The sequence below is a fragment of the Novosphingobium mangrovi genome (assembly GCF_022818885.1).
In the GTDB taxonomy this organism is placed as follows: Bacteria; Pseudomonadota; Alphaproteobacteria; order Sphingomonadales; family Sphingomonadaceae; genus Novosphingobium; species Novosphingobium mangrovi.
Genome location: NZ_JALHAT010000066.1, coordinates 1 through 17,996, shown reverse-complemented (window position 1 = coordinate 17,996; position 17,996 = coordinate 1). Strand labels below are relative to the sequence as shown.

Genomic DNA, 17,996 nt, shown 5'->3' with positions numbered 1-17,996 from the left:
GCAGGTGCGCCGCACCGGCAAGGACTACGCCATCGGCGGGCGCAAGGGCGATGCGGCCTATGTCGTCTACGCGGGGCCGTCCGGGCCGGGCACGACCGAGGTCAATCTCGTCACCACTGGCAAGTAGGGCGCAGAGCGGAAGAGAGTAATGATTCAAGGGGCCATCGCCCCTTGACCCCAAAATCGGCGACCTCACCTTTTTCAGCCACCGTGGCGCGCGCAAGGTGAGGTAGACAGTTCGGGGAGCCCGAGGGCGATGGCCCTCGGATCAGGACTTCAGTCCCACCCCGATCACCGCGCGGGGCTGTTCCATCTCGCCCGAGGTGACCGGGTAGGCGCAGTAGTCCGCCGCGTAGTAGCCGGTCGGGCGATGGTTGCCCGAAAGGCCGATGCCGCCCATCGGCGCGGCGTGGCTGGGCCCCACGGTCGCGCGGTTCCAGTTGACGATCCCGGCGCGCATGTTCGCCCAGAAGCGGTTGTACTCCTGCGGCGTGCCTCCGATCAGCGAGGCGGCGAGGCCGAAGCGGGTGTTGTTGGCCTCCGCGATGGCCTGGTCGAAATCGTCGACCTTGATGACTTGCAGGATCGGTCCGAAAAGTTCGACGTCGGGGCGGCTGGCCATCGCGGTCGTGTCGATGATCGCGGGCGAGAGGAAGGGCAGCGTGCCGTCGGGGCGCTGGAGGTGCTTGATCGCCTTGCCGCCGTGGCTCATCAGGTAGAGGAAGCTTTCCGACAATCCGTCGGCGGCCGCGTTGTCGATAACCGGGCCCATGAAGGGGGCGGGCTCGTCGAACGGGGCACCCACGATGATGCGGTCGGCAAGGCTCTTCACCAGTGGCACGATCTGGTCGTAGAGCGAGGCCTTGACGATCAGGCGCCGTGCCGCCGTGCAGCGCTGGCCGGCGGTCGCAAAGGCGGACTGGACGATCAGCGCGGCGGCGTCGGCAAGCTTGGGCGTGTCCCACATCACCATCGCGTTGTTGCCGCCCATCTCCAGCGCCACGATCTTGTCGGGGCGGGTGGCGAGCTTGCGGTTGATGGCGATGCCGGTCGGCGCCGAGCCTGTGAAGAGCACGCCGTCGATCCCGTCGTGCGCAACAAGGCGCTGGCCTTCGCCCGGGCCCCCTGGTGCGAACTGCATGACCGCGGCCGAGACCCCGGCGCGCTGGAAGCAGCGGGCGAGGAGTTCGCCCGAAGCCGGGGCCTTCTCGCTCGGCTTGAAGACGATGACGTTGCCCGCGATCAGCGCGGGCACGATGTGCGCGCCGGGCAGGTGGCAGGGGTAGTTGAAGGGCCCCAGCACGACGAGCACGCCGTGCGGCTTGTGGCGCAGCGCCATCTTGCCCTGGAGCGCGGAGTCGAGTTTGCGCTGGCTGGTGCGCTCGGCATAGGCGCGGATCGAGATCTCGACCTTGGCGATGACCGCCTCGACCTCGTTGTGGGCCTCCCACAAGGGCTTGCCCACTTCGCGCGCGATGGTGCGCGCCAGCGCGTCGGCCTCCTTGCGGACCTCGTTGGCGAAGCGGCGCATGAGCTCCATGCGCGTGGTCAGCGGCTGCGCGGCCCAGGCGGGCCAGGCGCGCCGTGCACGCGCAACGACATCGTCGACATCGCAGGGCTTGCCGCGCCAGACCTCGGCACCCGTCGCCGGCTCCAGAGAGATGATATCCGGTGCGCTCACGTTCCCGGTCGTTCCCCGATCGTTTGTCTGTGCTTATGCACGTTACTGTGAAATCCCCTTAGAGCCTGCGATCCCTAAGGGGAAGAAGTTGGAAATCCTGCATTCCCTTGCACAGGTATCCCTACCGGGTTCCTAATGCGAGTTACAAAAGCGCGCAGTGGCCTGCTGGCCTCGGTTTTGCCCCCAGCTGGTCCCCGAGCGCCCGGATCGCTTGTATCTTGGCCTCGAGTTCGCTCCAGTCGTCGTGTTCGGCAATGGCGGCCCAGACGCGCTCGACTTCCTCGATGTGGAGGTCGGGCGGTGTGCCCTCGTGCCAGAACGGATCGTCGAGGTCGGTGGCGGGGGCATAGGCGGCAAGTTGCTGGCCGAAGGCGTCCTCGCCTGCATTGCGGGCTGCACGGTGGTGGAAGAAGAAGCGGTCGGGCGAGAAGCCGGTCTCGACCATGGTGTCCTCGGCGGCCTTGATGAGTGCGGTGTCGGCCTCCTGCCCGCGCGGCTCGACACCCAGGCGCCAGCAGAAGCGCCGCGCCATGGCCGCCTGGTAGAGCGGGGCGAAGCGGTCGAGCGCGGCGATCAGCGGCTTTGTTTCGGCCAAGGGGCTCAGTGCCTGGGCCAGCTGGCCGCAGTTCCACAGGAGCGCCTCGGGTTGGCGGCCGAAGGCGTAGAGGCCGGTGCGGTCGAAGTAGGCGGCGGTGAAGCGCGGGTCCCAGCGCGGGGCCCAGCGCCAGGGGCCGTAGTCGAAGCTTTCGCCCGAGATGTTCATGTTGTCGGTGTTGAGGACGCCGTGGACGAAGCCCGCGACCATCCAGGATGCGGCGAGATCGGCGAGCCGCTCGACCACCTGGTGGAGGAGCACGATGGCGGGATTGGCGCGGTCGGGCGCGTCCTCGGGCGGCTGCGTCCCCGGATACTGCGCCAGCGCATAATCAACGAGACGGGAAAGGTGCTCGGTCTCTTCCAGCGCGTAGAGGCGCTGGAACGAGCCGATGCGGATGTGCCCGTGCGAGAGGCGCACCATGACCGCCGAGCGGGTGGGGGAGGGTTCATCGCCGCGCCACAGTTCCTCGCCGGTTTCGACCACCGAAAAGGTCCTGGAGGTGTCGACACCCAGCGCCTCGAGCATTTCGGTGGCAAGGATCTCGCGTACCGCGCCCTTCAGCGTCAGGCGCCCGTCGCCATCGCGGCTCCAGGGTGTCTGGCCCGAGCCCTTGGTGCCCAGGTCCAGCAGGCGCCCGCCCGGGCCTCCTTCGCGCATCTGTGCGAAAAGGAACCCGCGCCCATCGCCTAGATCGGTGTTGTAGTTCCGGAACTGGTGGCCGTGGTAGCGCAGCGCCAGCGGGCGGGGAAGATTGCCCTCCAGCGGCTCGAACCGGCCGAAGTGGGCAATCCACTGGTCTTCGCTGAGCTCGCCAAGGCCCACCGCCTGCGCCCAGCGGTCGTTGCGAAAGCGCAGCGTGTGCGAGGGAAAAGGGGCGGGCGAGACAGGATCGGCCAGCCAGTCGGCCAGCGCGGTGATCGGGGTGTCGGGGCAGTAGGGGGCGGACGCGGGGGGGGAGCTTGCCATCCCTCCTAGGTGGACGTCTCCGCGCGCGGCTTCAAGCGCTAAGCGCGTGCGCCGCGCGCAGGGCGAGCGTCCCTTCGCAGCGCCTCGGCCAAGCCGGGTGTTCAGATGGATCGGGGAGGGCTATCAGTCGCTTGCCCCTGGCGCCGGCGATGCGCAGAGCGCCAGGCAACCGCAACAGGACGAGACCGGGACGCCATCGCGACATGACCAATACCGAGGAACAGCTCTGGGAGGATCGCTACTGGTCGAGCGCGGACGGTCTCAAGCTCCACTACCGCGACTATCTTCCCGCCAGCGCGGACGGCGCGCAGGTGCTGGACGAGGCGCGCCCGGTGGTGCTGTGCCTCCACGGCCTCAGCCGCAACGCGCGCGACTTCGACGGTCTTGCCCCCCACCTTGCGCATCGCGGCTGGCACGTGCTGTGCCCGGACCTGCGCGGGCGGGGCGAGAGCGACTATGCGAAGGAGGCCTCCAGCTACGGCCCTGTCCAGTACGTCGCCGATATCCTCGATCTCATCCGCCACGAGGGGCTGCAGAAGGTCGTCGTCATCGGCACCTCGCTGGGCGGACTTCTGGCCATGGGGCTGGTCCAGGAGATCCCCGAGCGCATCACAGGTGCGGTCATCAACGATGTCGGCCCCTGGCTTGAACCGGCAGGGATGGAGCGCATCCGCGAATACCTGGGGCAGGGGCGCAGCTATCCCACCTGGGTCCACGCCGCGCGCGGGATCGAGGACGCGCACGACGGCTCGCACCCCGACCAGCCATTGGACTTCTGGATCCGCATGGCCAAGCGCTTGATGACGCTTTCGAGCAGCGGGCGCGTGGTGTTCGACTACGACATGAAGATCGCCGAGCCGGTGCTCGACATCGACCTGGCCGACCAGCCCGACCTCTGGCCCTCATGGGAGGCGATGGCGGGGCGTCCGCTGCTGGTGGTGCGCGGCGAACTTTCCGACGTGCTCTCGCTCAAGACCCTGGCGCAGATGCTGGAGCGGGTGCCCGGCGCCGAGGCGCTGACGCTCGCCCATGTGGGCCACGCCCCGACGCTCGACGAGCCCGAGGCGCTCGCCGCGATCGAGGCGCTGCTGGCGCGCACGCTCTGAGCGGGGCGGGGACAGGGAAGGGGGCACCTGTGCATGTCCTGCACCTTCATTCGGGCTTCAACGCAGGCGGCAAGGAACTGCGTGCGGTGCGCCTGATGCAGGCCTTCGGGCCGGACATCGCGCATGCCGTGGTCTCGGCCCAGCCCGGCGCCTATGGCGCGGCCGATGTACTCGATCCGGCCTTGCATGTGACGCTGGGGGGCGATTTCCCCGCGCTTCAGGGACGTCCCACACCGGCCCGCCTGTGGCGTATCGCCCGGGCGATGCAGGGGTACGATCTTGTCCTCAGCTACAACTGGGGCGCCATGGACGCCGTGCTGGCGCACCGTCTCTTTGCCCGGCGCCTTGGCCTGGGGCCGCTCGTTCACCACGAGGACGGCTTCAACGAGGACGAGGCGGGCGGGCTCAAGTGGCAGCGCAATCTCTTCCGGCGCGCAGCGCTGGCGGGCGCGGCGGCGCTGGTCGTCCCCTCGCAGCGCCTTGCCGCCATTGCGCGGGAGGCCTGGCATCAGCCTGCGTCCCGCGTGCGGCTGATCGGTAACGGCATTCCCACCGCGCGCTATACCGCGCGCCCGGCTCCCGATTCCCTTCCCGGCCTCACCAAGGCGCCCGGCACGTTCTGGCTGGGGACGCTGGCGGGGCTGCGCGCGGTCAAGAACCTGCCCCGGCTGGTGCGCGCCTTCGCTACCCTGCCGCAGCCATGGCAGCTGGTGATCGTGGGCGAGGGGCCCGAACGCACCGCGATCCTCGCCGAAGCGCAGCGGCTGGGGGTGGCTGAGCGTGTCCACCTGCCCGGCTTCGTTGCCGATCCGGCGCGCGTGGTGGGGCTCTTCGATCTCTTCGCGCTTTCGTCCGACAGCGAGCAGTTTCCGATCTCGGTGGTCGAATCGATGGCGGCGGGGCTCGCCATCGCGGCGCCGGCTGTCGGCGACGTGGCAGCGATGGTGGCTGGGGAAAACCGACCCTTCATCACCCCGGCCGGCGATGAGGAGGCGCTGGCCCGCGCGCTGGGCGAGCTTGCCGGGGACGGGGCCCTGCGCGCCCGGGTCGGAGCCGCCAACCAGGCCCATGCCCAGGCCTTCTACGATGAAAACGCGATGATTTCGGCCTATCGGGAAACCTACGCAGCGGCTATGGGAGGCGCGCAAGGCTGGCCCTTGCCGTCCTGACAGACCCGTTCAGTTCCGCTTCAGAGCGGGACGTGCAGCGATGATGGCCGTTGAAAAGCCGCATGCATACGCTAAACAGCCCCAAACCCACCTCGTACCGCAGAAAGCGCCCCGATCTTGGCCCTGCCACCTGACACGAATTCCGCCTCCACCGGCTCCGACAAGAACGACAAGGCCGCCGCCCGCAAGGCCGCGCAGCAGGACGTCTTCGTCCGCGAGGTCGACGATGCCCTGCGCCAGGACCAGATGGAAAGCTTCCTGAAGGGCAAGGGGCTGGCGCTCGCCGTGCTGATCGTGCTCGTCCTGGCAGGCTTTGGTGGCTGGCTCTACTGGAACCACCACCAGAAGACCCTGCGCGAAGAGCACGCCGAGGCCTATATCCAGGCGCTCGACAGCGTCCAGGCGGGCAATCTCGATGATGCCAAGGCCAAGCTCCAGGCGCTGAGCGGCGAGGATGCCAAGGGCAACGCCGTGCCCGCCAAGCTCATGCTCGCCGCGATCGCGCAGGAGCAGGACGACGTCGCCGGTGCCGCCAAGATCTACGAAGGCGTCGCCGCCGATGAGGCCGCCCCCAAGCCGCTGCGCGACCTCGCCACTGTGCGCCTTGTCGCGGCGCGCTTTGACGAGATGAAGCCGCAGGATGTGGTTGACCGGCTCAAGCCGCTCGCCGCGCCGGGCAACGCCTGGTTCGGTGTCGCGGCCGAGATGGTGGGCATGGCCTACCTCAAGATGGACAAGCCCGACCAGGCCGGTCCCCTCTTCGCCGAGATCGCCAAGGACGAGAACGCCAGCGAAGGCCAGCGCAGCCGCGCGCGCCAGCTGGCCGCCGTGCTGGGCGTCGATGCCGTGCCTGACGTGGTCGATGCGCGCGGCGAGGCGATCGAGGACGCTGAAACCGCGTCCGAACCCGATGCAGCGCCCAAGGGCGCCAAGGCGCAGGCCGCCGACAGCGGCGATACGGCCGCCGAATGAAATCTACCTGTAAGGATAAAGGCATGACCGCAGTCGACCTGACCCATCGGGCCCCGCGCCGCGCCGTGTGGCGCCGCCGCGCCGCTCCGCTTCTGGCGCTCGCGCTGGTGACGGGCCTTTCGGGCTGCAAGCTCTTCGGCGGTGGCGGGGACGGTGGTCCCAAGACCCCGACCGTGGGTGAGCGTATCCCCATCCTCTCGCGCATCGAGAGCGGCGCCGAAGTCGATCCCTCGATGGCCGGCGTCTCGGTGATCCTGCCGCCCGAACAGGTCAACGCGACCTGGGCGCAGGGCGGTGGCAGCGCCAGCAAGTCCTACGGCCACCTCGCGCTGTCCTCCAGCCCGTCCGAGGTCTGGAGCGCCAGCATTGCAGGCTCCACGCAGCGCGCGCGCCTCGCTGCCTCGCCGGTGGTGGGCGACGGGCGTCTCTACGTCGTCGACACGCGCGGCGTGGTCCACGCCTTCAACGTGGAGACCGGCAGCGAGGTCTGGACCAAGAGCTTCAAGGTGTCCGGCGAGGACGAGAAGTCGATCTTCGGCGGCGGTGTCAGCTTCGATGGCGGCAAGGTCTTCGTCACCACGGGTGTGGGCGAAGTCGCCGCGCTTGACGCGCGCACCGGCGAGCAGACCTGGTCGGTCAAGCCCGCAGGCCCCTTGCGCGGCGCGCCCACGGTCGCCTTCAACGCGATCTACGTGATGACGCAGGACAACCAGATCTTCGCGCTCAACGCGGCCGACGGCAAGGTGCTGTGGAGCGAATCGGGCTCGATCACCCAGTCCGGCGTCTTCGGCGTGGCCTCGCCCGCCGCGGCGCGTGGCACGGTCATTGCGGGTTACTCCTCGGGCGAGCTGGTGGCCTACCGCTACGAGAACGGCCGCCAGCTCTGGTCGGACGCGCTTGCTCGCACCTCGATCTCGACCGAGGTGGGCAGCCTTACCGACGTCGATGCCGATCCCATCATCGACCAGGGCCGCGTCTTCGCGCTGGGTCAGGGCGGGCGCATGGCGGCGTACGAACTGCTCACCGGCCAGCGCGTGTGGGAGCTGAACCTGGCGGGCATCTCCACCCCGGCGGTCGCGGGTGACTGGGTCTTCACGCTTGACGACAAGGCCGAGATCCTCGCGATCTCGCGCGCCAACGGCAAGGTGCGCTGGCTGACCCAGCTGACCCGCTACGGCAATCCCAAGAAGCGCAAGAACCCGGTGTTCTGGGTCGGTCCAGTGCTGGCGGGCAACGCGCTGTGGACGGCCAATTCGGACGGCGAGGTCTACCGCATCGACCCGGCCAGCGGCGAAGAAACCCTCTTCACCGAGGTCAAGGACGCGGTCTCGCTGGCCCCTGTGGTGGCCAACTCGACGCTCTTCGTGCTCGACGATTCGGGCCGCATCACCGCGTTCCGCTAAGTACGGTGGGGCGCGTGTTCGGCTTCGGACATGCGCCCTTCGCCTCTCTTCGCGCCGATTTCCTCCGTTTCGGTCGCTTTAACCAATTGCGGGTAGCTCTCTTGGCATGACCAGCCAGAGGGACACGGGGGATAGCGAGACAGGCGCACAGCGCCCGACCAGTGACGTGTCGGCGGGTGTCGGCCTTGTCGGGCTGGCCGCGCTCCTGTGCTGGCTGCTGATCTGCCGCAACTGGGCGGGTTTGGCGCAGGCCTTCCACATTCCCGGCCCCCGCGCCCCGATGAGCGGACCTTACGCCGCGCTTGCGGCGCTCTTCGTGACGGGCGCGGCGATGAGCCTCTATTCGCTCCTAGTCGACAAGGTTCACCAAAGCCCCTCCACCGGCATTGACTGGGCCCGCCCGCGCCCCTGGCGCGCGGTCCGGGAGATCTCGATCACCAAGATCGCCGGGCTCTGGGCGACCTGGATCGGGATCGGCCTCTTCTACTGCATCGCGCGCTGGTACTGGGACGGGCAGTATCTCTTTGCCATGCAGGTGATCGGCGCGGCGGCGCCGGTCCTTTTCCTCCTTTCGATCCCCTATGTCCTGTGGCTCGACCGGTTCATGGTCGAACCGCGCGATGCCTCCTGGCACTTCGGCGCGCTCCTTCTGGGCCGCGAGGCGTGGGAGGCGGAACAGGTGAAGAAGCACTGGCGGGCCTGGGCGATCAAGGGCTTCTTCGGGGCCTTCATGATCTCGATCCTGCCCGGCGGCTTTGCCCAGATCGTCGAGGCGGACCTGTCGCGGATCGGCTCCGACCCGGTCGAGACGGGCTCGCTCCTGATCGGCCTCCTGTTCCTCATCGACGTGCAGATCGGCACGGTCGGCTACATCTTCACCTTCCGCCCGCTCGACGCGCATATCCGCAGCGGCAACCCGTTCCTCGCGGGCTGGGTGGCCGCGCTCCTGTGCTATCCGCCCTTCGTATGGGGCACGATCGGGCGTTCGGACGTCCTGGGCTATGAAGTCCACACCGGTGGCTGGGCCTACTGGCTGGAGGGCTACACGCCGCTTCTGTGGCTCTGGGCGGGGCTGATGGTGGTGCTGACCGCGATCTACGCCTGGGCGACCTTCGCCTTTGGCCTGCGCTTTTCCAACCTGACCTATCGCGGCGTCCTGACCAATGGGCCCTACCGCTTCACGCGCCACCCGGCCTACCTGTCGAAGAACGCCTTCTGGTGGCTCTCGACGCTGCCCTTCCTCGTCACCAACGGATCGCTCACCGACATGGTGCGCAACACGGTCCTCCTCGCCATCGTCAGCGCGATCTACTTCTGGCGCGCGAAGACCGAGGAAGCGCATCTCCTGCGCGAGGATGCGAAGTACCGGGAATACCACGCGTGGATGGCGCGCAATGCCTTCATCACGCGCACCATTTCGGCGCTCTGGACGCGCTTTGCGCCCAGGCCGGTGTCCGCGCAGGCCGCCGAGTAGGGCGGCCCGGCCGGATCAGAAGCTCTTGACCTTGTAGACAGGGGCGATCTCGCCCTGCCACTCACCGTTGTAGAGGTCGAGCAGGCGCTGGGCCGGAACCCGGCCACTGGCGACGATCTCGGCCAGCGGTTCCAGATAGCCGGTCTCGTTGTCGCCGCTCGCGTTGAGGCGGCCGCGCGCGGCAAGCCCCTGCCGCGCGATGTCGAGGACTTCGCCCGCGATGTCGCGCAAGGTGCCGCCGGTCGGGATCGGCGCGTCGAGGCCGAGCTTGGGCACCGAGGAACGCAGCGTTTCGCGCCCTTCCATGTCCCAGTCTTTGACCAGGTCCCAGGCCGCGTCGAGCGCGCCCTGGTCATAGAGCAGGCCGACCCACAGCGCAGGCAGCGCGCAGATGCGGTTCCACGGGCCACCATCGGCACCGCGCATTTCCAGGAAGGACTTGAGGCGCACTTCGGGGAAGGCGGTGGAGAGGTGGTCGTTCCAGTCCGAGATGCGCGGCTTCTCGCCGGGCAGGACCGAAAGTTCGCCCTTCAGGAAGTCGCGGAAGGAGAGGCCGGCGGCGTCGATGTACTTGCCGTCGCGGAAGACGAAGTACATCGGCACGTCGAGCATGTACTCGACATAGCGCTCGTAGCCGAAGCCCTCTTCGAACACGAAGGGGAGCATGCCCGTGCGCGCCGGGTCGGTGTCCGACCAGATGTGGCTGCGGTAGGAGAGCATGCCGTTGGGCTTGCCCTCGGTGAAGGGCGAATTGGCAAAGAGCGCGGTCGCCAGCGGCTGCAGCGCCAGCGAGGTGCGGAACTTCTGCACCATGTCCGCCTCGCTCGAATAGTCGAGATTGACCTGGATGGTGCAGGTGCGCAGCATCATGTCGAGGCCGAGCGAGCCGACGCGCGGCATGTGCCGGGTCATGATGTCGTAGCGGCCCTTGGGCATCAGCGGCAGGTCCGCGCGGGCCTTGTCGGGCCACATGCCAAGGCCGAGGAAGCCCTTGCCGAGCCGCTCGCCAATGGCCTTGACCTGGTTGAGGTGACGCCCTGTCTCGGCGCAGGTCTGGTGCAGGTTTTCCAGCGGCGCGCCCGAAAGTTCGAGCTGTCCGGCCGGCTCCAGACTGACGGTGCCGTCCGCACCCTTCATCGCGATGACCTTGCCGCCCTCCAGGATCGGCTCCCAGCCGAATTCCTCGAGCGCGAGGAGCAGGTCGCGGATGCCGCCTTCCTCGTCGTAGGAGGGGGCGTGGTGGTCGCTCGTGTCGTAGACGAACTTCTCGTGCTCGGTGCCGATCCGCCACGCCTCGCGCGGCTTCTCGCCCGCGGCCATCGGCGCGGCAAGCTGGTCCAGGGTCTCGATTACCGGATCGTCACGATCCGAAGCCTCGCGGGTACTCATGGGCCCGGAGGTAGAGATGCGAAGGCCTTAGCGCCAGCCCCATTTTTGTTTCCAGGCATACAATATGGCTAGGTATTCACACGGTGGACCAGTCGCCCCGGGTTGCCATCCACACCGCGCAGGCCGCGATCGTGGCGGTTTCGCCGCGCAGGATGCGCGGGCCCAGCGTGATCGCACGGGCAGCGGGATGGGCGCGGATCGCGGCGCGCTCGGCATCGTCAAAGCCACCTTCCGGGCCGACGAGGAGCGCCGCCGGGCCATCGTGCGCGGCAAATTGCGCCGCGGCCGGTTCCCCGCCCTGTTCGTCGGCAAAGAACAGCGCGCGGTCCTCCGGCCAGTCGGCCAGCAACGCGTCGAGCTTCACCGGCCCTGCCAGTTCGGGCAGCGCGGTGCGCGCGCACTGCTCGGCCGCTTCGGACACGATGGTCTGCGCGCGCTCGGGATTGAGCTTGTCGGCAACGCAGCGCCGGGTCAGCACCGGCTGGATACGCGCGACGCCCAGTTCGGTCGCCTTTTCCATGACGAGATCGAAGTTGGGTTTCTTCAGAAGCGCGGCGCAGAGCCAGAAATCGGGCACCGCCTCGCGGTCGCGCAGCTTGTCACGAAGGGTGAGGGTGACGTGGCGCTTGCCCGCGTCGAGCACCTCGGCCGTCCATTCGCCGGTCACATCGTCGCACAGGATCACCGCATCGCCCGCGCCCACGCGCATGACCCGCGCAAGGTAGTTCGCCGGGTTGCCGTCAAGGCGCAGCTCCTGCCACTCGGCCAGCGGTCCGGGAACGAACAGACGGGGGGCCGAACGCGGCGGCCAGGCGGGAGTGGCGGGCATGGGCGGGTCTCATTGCAGCGGAGGAACGCGCCTTAGAGGGGGCGGGCGGGGGAGATCAAAGGGAAAGATCGCGGGGAACGGGAAGAAGAACAGGTCCGAGGGCCATCGCCTTCGGGCTCCCAGAATGGTCAAGCTCACCTTTCTCGCGCCGCCTTGGCCGAAAGAGGTGAGCTCACCAATTCTGGGGTCAAGGGGTAATAACCCCTTGAAAATATATTACCTTCCGTCCCTTATTTACTTCAACAACGTGCGCAGCAGCGTCTCCCACTGCTTCACCGCGGGATCGAGCGTGGCGAGCGGCAGGCGTTCGTTGAGGCCGTGGGCGAATGCGTCCGTGGGCTTCATGAACACGGCCCCGACGCCGAAGGCGGGGATGCCCTTGGAGCGAAAGTGCATCGAATCGGTCGCGCCCGCGCTCATGCCCGGCACGATGGAGAGGCCAGGTGCGCGTTCGTGGACGGCGACTTCGACCGCCTGCATGACGTCTGCGCGCAAGGGACTCTCGATCGATTCGAGCGTGCCGTTGTCCTGAAAGGCGATGGCGATCTCAGGATCGGCGATGACCTGGGCCAGCGTCTCCTGCACGCTGGCGCGCGAGGTGCCGGGGAAGATGCGGCAGTTGACGTTGGCGCTGACTGACTGGGGGAGCGCGTTGGGCGCGTGGCCGCCTTCGATCATGGTGGGCACGCAGGTGGTGCGGATGAGGCCGATGTACTCGGGCCGCGCGGACAGCGTGGCGGCGGCCTTCGCGTCGGTGGGATCGGCGATGAGCGCGCGCATGGCGGGCGCCACATCGGCGGGGGCGGCATCCACGCTGCCCTCGAAGTAGGCCCTGGTCAGCGGGCTGACGGTGACCGGGAACTTGTAGGCCCATATCTTCTCCATCGCCGCGCTCATGGCCGCAATGGCGTTGGTCGCGCCAGGACGGCTGGAGTGGCCGCCGGGATCGGTGAGGGTCAGCTTGTAGTCGGCGTAGGTCTTCTCGCCCGCCTGCACCTCATAGACGAAGGGCTGGCCCGTCTCGTCGAGCGAGCCGTGGCCCGAATCGGCGTTGAGGACGAGATCGACCTTGCCCGCCTCGTGGACGATGGCGGTGGCCATGGCGGCGGTGGTCGCCATCTGCGTCTCTTCATCGCCCGAGAAGCCGAGCACGATGTCGTGCGCGGGGACCCAGCCCTCGCGGCGCAGTTTCATCATCGTGGCGGTCACGATGGAGAGCCCCGCCTTGTTGTCGAGCGAGCCGCGCCCGAACAGATAGCCATCCTCGATCACCGGGGTGAAGGGATCGCGTTCCCAGTCCTCGGGCTTGGCCTCGACGACGTCCATGTGCGCGATGATCGCGGTGACAGGCGCCTTGCGGTCGCGGCCCGGGTAGCGGGCCAGGAGGTAGCCGGTCTCGCCCTGGGGGACGAAGGTGACCTCGTCCTCGGCGAATCCGGCATCGAGCAGGCGCGCCTTGAGCTTGGCGGCAAGCACGGGAACCTGCCCGCGGCCCTGGACTGTGGGAATGGCGACGGCTTCCTGGAGGACGGAAAGCGCTTCGCGGCCCGCAGGTGTTTCGGGGGCCTGGGCCATCGCAGGCGGCGTGGCGAGTGCCAGCACGCTTCCCATCGCGGTGCAAAAGGCGAGTGTGTTCAAGCGCATCGTTTTCGTGTCCCCCATTCGTGATCGCGTTGTGAGCGAGCCTGTGTTGTTGCGCGTTCGTGCACTGTGCGCAACGCCAAAGCGGCCAGGCTGTGTGCATGGGGCACGTTGGGCATGACAGGGGCGTCTTGATCCGGTATTTCCCGGGGGGTGAGTGATCCTACCTTCGTCCCCGACAGCCAGCAACGTGGCCTCGTCGCGGCTTTGCCGCCGCAGCTTCGCGATTACGCGATGCTGGCGCGATTCGACCGTCCGATCGGCTGGTGGCTGCTCTTCTGGCCTTGCGCGTGGAGCGTGATGCTGGCGGGCGGCGAGCAGCGGCTGTGGCTCATCGCCTGGCTGCTGGTGGGCTCGATTGCGATGCGCGGTGCGGGCTGCGTGCTCAACGACATCGTCGATGCCGACCTCGACCGCAAGGTGGCGCGCACCGCGCAGCGACCGGTGGCAAGCGGGCGGGTCAGCAAGAAGGCGGCCTGGGTCTGGCTCCTGCTGCTCTGCGCGGTGGGCCTTGTCGTTCTCTTCCAGTTGCGCCTCGAAGCGCAGCTGGTGGCGCTGGGCAGCGTGGCGCTCGTCGCCGCCTATCCGTTCATGAAGCGCATCACCTGGTGGCCGCAGGCCTGGCTCGGCATGGTCTTTACCTGGGGCGCGCTGGTCGGCTGGATCGAGATCCGGCAGGACCAGCTGGGCGCGCTCGCCGCGCTTTACGCGGGCTGCATCGTGTGGTGCATCGGCTACGACACGATCTACGCGATCCAGGACCGCGAGGACGACGCGCTGGTGGGCATCCGCTCGTCCGCGCGGCGGCTGGGCCAGCACGTGCGCCTGGGCGTTGGTGGTTTCTATGCGCTGGCCGTGGCGTTCTGGGGGCTGGCCTTCTGGACGGTGCGCCCCGACTGGGTGGGCCTGATGGCGCTGGTGCCCGTCGCGATGCACCTGGGATTTCAGGTCGTGACGCTGGACACGCAGGACGGCGACAACGCGCTGGCGCGGTTCCGCTCGAACCGGGATCTCGGCTTCGTGATGGTGCTGGCCTGCTGGGTGGTGGGCAACGCTGGGGTCGTCTGAGGACGGTCCCCCAACGGCATCATGTGCAATCTCTACCGCATGACCAAGGGCACCGCCGAGGTTGCCGCCCTGTTCGAGGTTCTGCCCCAGGAGGGCGCCAACTTCGCCGAGGAAGTCTATCCCGGCTACTCCGGCCTTGTCGTTGCCGAGGGGCGCGCGCAGACGATGACCTGGGGATTTCCGCTCGTGCTGAAGGGCCGGCAGGGCCAGCCCCTCAAGCCCAAGCCCGTCACCAACGCGCGCGATGACAAGCTGCACACCCGTTTCTGGAAGGACAGCTTCGTCCACCGCCGCTGCCTGGTGCCCGTCACCTGTTGGGCCGAGCCCGAGGGCAAGGCGGGGCAGATGACGCGCACCTGGTACGGGATCGAGGGGGTGGACACGTTTGCGGTCGCAGGCCTGTGGCGCGAGAGCCCGGAATGGGGCCGGGTCTACACTCTGGTCATGGCGCCCGCCTGCGAGCAGATGGTCGATGTCCATGATCGCATGCCCGTCCTCCTTCCCCGGCGCGACTGGTCCCGCTGGATCGAGGCCGCGCCGGAAGAGGCCTTTGGTCTGTGCGTTACCTCCCCGGCGCCGCTGACGGTGGAGCGAACACGGCGGCTATGGACCGGCGTAGGCGATCTGCCAGCGTCGGGTGAACAGGGCGGGGAGCCTGGCGGGGACACGGACGAGACCATGCCCCGGCTTCTCTGAGCACGGGCTCATTCATAGCTGACCACCTCGAATTCGATGTGGTCCCAGTCGAAGAAGTAGAAGCGCCGCCCCGGCTCGTAGTCACCATGGTTGAACGGGGTGAGCCCGGCCGCGATCACCACCGCCTCGGCCACGTCGAGATCGTCCACCACCAGTCCGATGTGGTTGAGCGGCTGGCCCTTGGCGAACCCTGCGTGCGCCTTGCGGTCGGTGTAGAGAGCGATGTAGCTGAATTCCTCGCCGACATGGATCGTCTCGCCGCCGTTGATGGCGGGCCCGCGCCAGCGCTCGTGCCAGCCGAGCAGGCTCTGCAGCAGACGGGACGAGCGATCGATGTCGCTGACGGTGATGTTGGCGTGCTCCAGACGGCCCCGGGCCATGACTTTTCTCCTGTTGTGTCACCGGCGAATCAACCGGCTTGGAGAAAATGCAAGTTCAAGTTAAGTTGAGATCAAGCGCGAAATGTGCGGCCTGTGTGAGAACGGCCTTAGCGGGTTAAGAAGAAGGACTTTTCAAGGGGCCATCGCCCCTTGGACCCCGGAAATTGGCCACCTCACCTTTGTCGATCCAGGCGGCGCGACAAAGGTGAGCCAGACAGTTCCGGGAGCCCGAGGGCGATGGCCCTCGGACCAATCCCTTGTTCTTCCCACCTCCCGGAGACCGAGATGCCCAGCTTCATTACCATCGGCGAACTGGCCCGGCGCACGGGCGTCAAGACCTCCGCGATCCGTTTCTACGAGGAGAAGGGCCTGCTCCAGGCGCTGCGCACGAGCGGGAATCAGCGGCGCTTCCTGCGCTCGGACATCCGGCGGGTTAGCTTCATTCTCATCGCGCAGAAGCTGGGCCTGCCGCTTGCCGAGATCGAGCGCGAACTGGCGCGCTTGCCGCAGGGGCGGACCCCGAGCGCACAGGATTGGGCGCGCATCAGCCGTTCGATGCGCCGGGCGATCGAGGACCAGATCGCCATGCTCGAGCGCACCCGCGACCGGCTTGACGGGTGCATTGGCTGCGGGTGCCTCAGCCTTGCCAAGTGCCAGCTCTACAACGCCGAGGACGTGAAGGGGCGGGAAGGCCCGGGGCCCCGGCTGGTGCTGGCCCCCGACTGAGCGTTCACGAAAAAGGGGCCGCGCATCGGCGCAGCCCCTTGCTGTATCTGGCGAAGGCAAGGCCTCCCACCAAGGCACGATGAGCTTGTCTCATCGGGGCTTGGTTAAGCCCGTGCGGCGCTTGAGCAATTCCAAGGCGTGATGCGTCAGCATCTTGGCGCCTTGGCCTCAGACGTCGGGTGCGTCCTCGTTGGTGAAGTTCTGCCAGTCGGGGGTGATGAACTTCTCGTCGATCAGCGTGCGCTGGTAGCAGATGCCGTCGCGGAACCACTGCCAGGTGCGCGAGCGGTGGGTGCGCGCGTCGTTGTTCTGGATCATCTCGTAGAGGTAGATGCCCGGCTCGTTCTTGCGGGTCCAGTTGAGGCAGGTCGAGCGGTTGTAGTCGTCGGGCTTCATCTCGGCGGCCCAGCCCTTGATGAGGTCGTTGTCCCACCAGATGCGGCCATCCTTGTAGACGGCGGGGAAGTCACGGACTTCCTTGCGGCCATCGTCCCAGAAATAATAGTTGGTCTGGTGGTAGTGATCGACGCCGTCCTTGTGGATCAGGCGGCAGATCAGGCGCGAGCGGTGCTGGTCGACGAGTTCGCCGGTCTTGGCATCGTAATAGCGGTACCAGCCTTCCCAGACACCTTCGTTCGAGGCGAGGATCGGCATGGCTTCGCGCACGCCGGGCTGGTTGATCAGGTCGGTCACGGGTACTCTCCTTCCGGGGGATCTTGCGCGCCACTTGCGTGGCAACGTGGGCCTATTCTTGGAGGATCGCGGCGCCGGGGGAGATGCCTTTGCGGGGCTATCCGGGGTGCGCTCAATTGGTATGCTATTAAGCCAATTGATCGGGAGGGCAAGTGTTTTGGGTGAAGGATGAAGGGACATTTCCGAGGGCCATCGCCCTCGGGCTCCCGGAACTGTCTGGCTCACCTTGGTCGCGCAGCCTCAATCGACAAACGTGAGGTCGCCCATTCCCGGGGTCCAAGGGGCGATGGCCCCTTGAATCCTCTTTCTCTACTCCGCCGCGAGCAGTTCTTCGGCCCCGCCCAGATCCACGCTGACAAGGCGCGAGACGCCCTTCTCGACCATCGTGACCCCGAACAGGCGGTGCATCCGGCTCATCGTCACCGCGTTGTGGGTGACGATGAGGTAGCGGGTCTGCGTCTCGCGGGTCATGGCGTCGAGCAGGTCGCAGAAGCGCTCGACATTGGCATCGTCGAGCGGGGCGTCGACTTCGTCGAGGACGCAGATCGGCGCGGGGTTGGTGAGGAAGAGCGCAAAGACGAGCGCGACCGCGGTCAGCGCCTGTTCGCCGCCGGAAAGCAGCGTGAGCGACTGAAGGCGCTTGCCCGGCGGCTGGGCGTAGATCTCGAGGCCCGCTTCGAGCGGATCGTCCGAATCGATGAAGGCCAGGTGCGCGTTGCCGCCCATGAACAGCTGGGTGAAGAGGCGCTGGAAGTGCGCGTCGACCGCTTCGAAGGCCGCGCGCAGGCGTTCGCGGCCCTCGCGGTTGAGATTGCCGATCGAGCCGCGCAGGCGCGCGACCGCCTCGGCCAGTTCTTCCTTTTCACTTACCGACGTGCCCAGCTGCGCTTCGGCGGCGGCGAGTTCGTCGGCGGCGACGAGGTTGACGGGGCCGATCCGCTCGCGCTCGGCGGTGAGCTTTTCCAGCTGCGTGTTCTCGGCCTCGGCGGTGAGCTTTTCCAGCTGCGTGTTCTCGGCCTCGGCGGTGCCGACGTCGGGGGCTGCAAAGGCGTAGCGTTCGGCCAGAACCGGGGGCGGGCACTGGAAGCGCTCGCCCGAAAGGCGCGCAAGTTCCACGCGGCGCGCGTCCTCGTTTTCGGCGCGCGCGTTGGCCCCGGCGCGCGCCTCGCGTGCGCTGGCGAGCTCCTCCTGCGCGGCGGCGAGCG

Annotated in this window: 15 protein-coding genes and 1 pseudogene; 8 read left to right on the top strand and 8 right to left on the bottom strand. The window is 67.7% G+C overall.

Annotated elements, in window-relative coordinates:
* Nucleotides 1-268 precede the first annotated feature (268 nt).
* Together MTR65_RS19410 and MTR65_RS19405 are read right to left on the bottom strand one after the other, a co-directional pair.
* Entirely contained in the window at nt 269-1,681 is a 1,413-nt protein-coding gene (locus MTR65_RS19410; protein WP_243803100.1) for a succinylglutamate-semialdehyde dehydrogenase, read from the bottom strand.
* 142 nt (nt 1,682-1,823) lie between these two features.
* Nucleotides 1,824-3,245, bottom strand: coding sequence for a protein adenylyltransferase SelO family protein (locus MTR65_RS19405; RefSeq protein ID WP_243803097.1), 1,422 nt, complete (start codon nt 3,243-3,245; stop codon nt 1,824-1,826).
* Nucleotides 3,246-3,448: 203 nt separating this feature from the next.
* On the opposite strand from MTR65_RS19405, the gene MTR65_RS19400 reads away from it, so the two are divergent.
* The 5 genes from MTR65_RS19400 to MTR65_RS19380 all read left to right on the top strand — a co-directional run bounded on the left by MTR65_RS19400 (nt 3,449) and on the right by MTR65_RS19380 (nt 9,369).
* A complete protein-coding gene (locus tag MTR65_RS19400) occupies nt 3,449-4,351 on the top strand; it encodes an alpha/beta fold hydrolase (RefSeq protein WP_226637698.1) in 903 nt (300 codons plus the stop codon).
* 29 nt (nt 4,352-4,380) lie between these two features.
* The gene (locus MTR65_RS19395; RefSeq protein ID WP_243803095.1) at nt 4,381-5,520 is read left to right on the top strand and encodes a glycosyltransferase; all 1,140 of its coding nucleotides are present in this window, start codon (nt 4,381-4,383) and stop codon (nt 5,518-5,520) included.
* Between the two features lie 117 nt (nt 5,521-5,637).
* Nucleotides 5,638-6,492 (top strand): tetratricopeptide repeat protein, encoded by an 855-nt coding sequence (locus MTR65_RS19390; protein ID WP_226637695.1) that lies wholly within the window; start codon nt 5,638-5,640, stop codon nt 6,490-6,492.
* A 23-nt stretch (nt 6,493-6,515) separates the two neighbouring features.
* A complete protein-coding gene (locus MTR65_RS19385; protein ID WP_243803093.1) occupies nt 6,516-7,895 on the top strand; it encodes an outer membrane protein assembly factor BamB family protein in 1,380 nt (459 codons plus the stop codon).
* Between the two features lie 106 nt (nt 7,896-8,001).
* Nucleotides 8,002-9,369: a methyltransferase family protein gene (locus MTR65_RS19380; protein WP_243803091.1), complete on the top strand. Its 1,368-nt coding sequence runs from the start codon at nt 8,002-8,004 to the stop codon at nt 9,367-9,369.
* A gap of 15 nt (nt 9,370-9,384) precedes the next feature.
* Here MTR65_RS19380 and MTR65_RS19375 read toward each other — a convergent pair whose 3' ends face one another.
* The 3 genes from MTR65_RS19375 to MTR65_RS19365 form a co-directional block, all read right to left on the bottom strand.
* Complete coding sequence (locus MTR65_RS19375; protein WP_243803088.1) at nt 9,385-10,758, bottom strand: glutamate--cysteine ligase; 1,374 nt, start codon at nt 10,756-10,758, stop codon at nt 9,385-9,387.
* Nucleotides 10,759-10,834: 76 nt separating this feature from the next.
* Nucleotides 10,835-11,587 (bottom strand): 16S rRNA (uracil(1498)-N(3))-methyltransferase, encoded by a 753-nt coding sequence (locus MTR65_RS19370; protein ID WP_243803086.1) that lies wholly within the window; start codon nt 11,585-11,587, stop codon nt 10,835-10,837.
* Nucleotides 11,588-11,821: 234 nt separating this feature from the next.
* Nucleotides 11,822-13,231 (bottom strand): M20/M25/M40 family metallo-hydrolase, encoded by a 1,410-nt coding sequence (locus MTR65_RS19365; protein WP_243803084.1) that lies wholly within the window; start codon nt 13,229-13,231, stop codon nt 11,822-11,824.
* A 150-nt stretch (nt 13,232-13,381) separates the two neighbouring features.
* On the opposite strand from MTR65_RS19365, the gene ubiA reads away from it, so the two are divergent.
* Nucleotides 13,382-14,296: a 4-hydroxybenzoate octaprenyltransferase gene (gene ubiA / locus MTR65_RS19360; RefSeq protein ID WP_243803081.1), complete on the top strand. Its 915-nt coding sequence runs from the start codon at nt 13,382-13,384 to the stop codon at nt 14,294-14,296.
* A 21-nt stretch (nt 14,297-14,317) separates the two neighbouring features.
* Nucleotides 14,318-14,992: an SOS response-associated peptidase gene (locus MTR65_RS19355; RefSeq protein ID WP_243803078.1), complete on the top strand. Its 675-nt coding sequence runs from the start codon at nt 14,318-14,320 to the stop codon at nt 14,990-14,992.
* Nucleotides 14,993-15,000: 8 nt separating this feature from the next.
* Here MTR65_RS19355 and MTR65_RS19350 read toward each other — a convergent pair whose 3' ends face one another.
* Complete coding sequence (locus MTR65_RS19350; protein ID WP_243803075.1) at nt 15,001-15,372, bottom strand: VOC family protein; 372 nt, start codon at nt 15,370-15,372, stop codon at nt 15,001-15,003.
* 285 nt (nt 15,373-15,657) lie between these two features.
* On the opposite strand from MTR65_RS19350, the gene soxR reads away from it, so the two are divergent.
* Nucleotides 15,658-16,098: a redox-sensitive transcriptional activator SoxR gene (gene soxR, locus MTR65_RS19345; RefSeq protein ID WP_243803073.1), complete on the top strand. Its 441-nt coding sequence runs from the start codon at nt 15,658-15,660 to the stop codon at nt 16,096-16,098.
* Between the two features lie 168 nt (nt 16,099-16,266).
* On the opposite strand, the gene MTR65_RS19340 is transcribed toward soxR, so the two are convergent.
* Nucleotides 16,267-16,791, bottom strand: coding sequence for a DUF3598 domain-containing protein (locus MTR65_RS19340; protein WP_243803071.1), 525 nt, complete (start codon nt 16,789-16,791; stop codon nt 16,267-16,269).
* Nucleotides 16,792-17,100: 309 nt separating this feature from the next.
* Nucleotides 17,101-17,996 (bottom strand): annotated as a pseudogene (locus tag MTR65_RS19335) (chromosome segregation protein); the annotation flags it as partial.

Coding starts and splice junctions, on each gene's coding strand:
- MTR65_RS19405 (WP_243803097.1), bottom strand. CDS start 3,245: ATGGCAAGCTCCCCCCCCGCGTCCGCCCCCTACTGCCCCGACACCCCG.
- MTR65_RS19400 (WP_226637698.1), top strand. CDS start 3,449: ATGACCAATACCGAGGAACAGCTCTGGGAGGATCGCTACTGGTCGAGC.
- MTR65_RS19385 (WP_243803093.1), top strand. CDS start 6,516: ATGACCGCAGTCGACCTGACCCATCGGGCCCCGCGCCGCGCCGTGTGG.
- MTR65_RS19380 (WP_243803091.1), top strand. CDS start 8,002: ATGACCAGCCAGAGGGACACGGGGGATAGCGAGACAGGCGCACAGCGC.
- MTR65_RS19375 (WP_243803088.1), bottom strand. CDS start 10,758: ATGAGTACCCGCGAGGCTTCGGATCGTGACGATCCGGTAATCGAGACC.
- MTR65_RS19370 (WP_243803086.1), bottom strand. CDS start 11,587: ATGCCCGCCACTCCCGCCTGGCCGCCGCGTTCGGCCCCCCGTCTGTTC.
- MTR65_RS19365 (WP_243803084.1), bottom strand. CDS start 13,231: ATGCGCTTGAACACACTCGCCTTTTGCACCGCGATGGGAAGCGTGCTG.
- MTR65_RS19355 (WP_243803078.1), top strand. CDS start 14,318: ATGTGCAATCTCTACCGCATGACCAAGGGCACCGCCGAGGTTGCCGCC.
- MTR65_RS19350 (WP_243803075.1), bottom strand. CDS start 15,372: ATGGCCCGGGGCCGTCTGGAGCACGCCAACATCACCGTCAGCGACATC.
- soxR (WP_243803073.1), top strand. CDS start 15,658: ATGCCCAGCTTCATTACCATCGGCGAACTGGCCCGGCGCACGGGCGTC.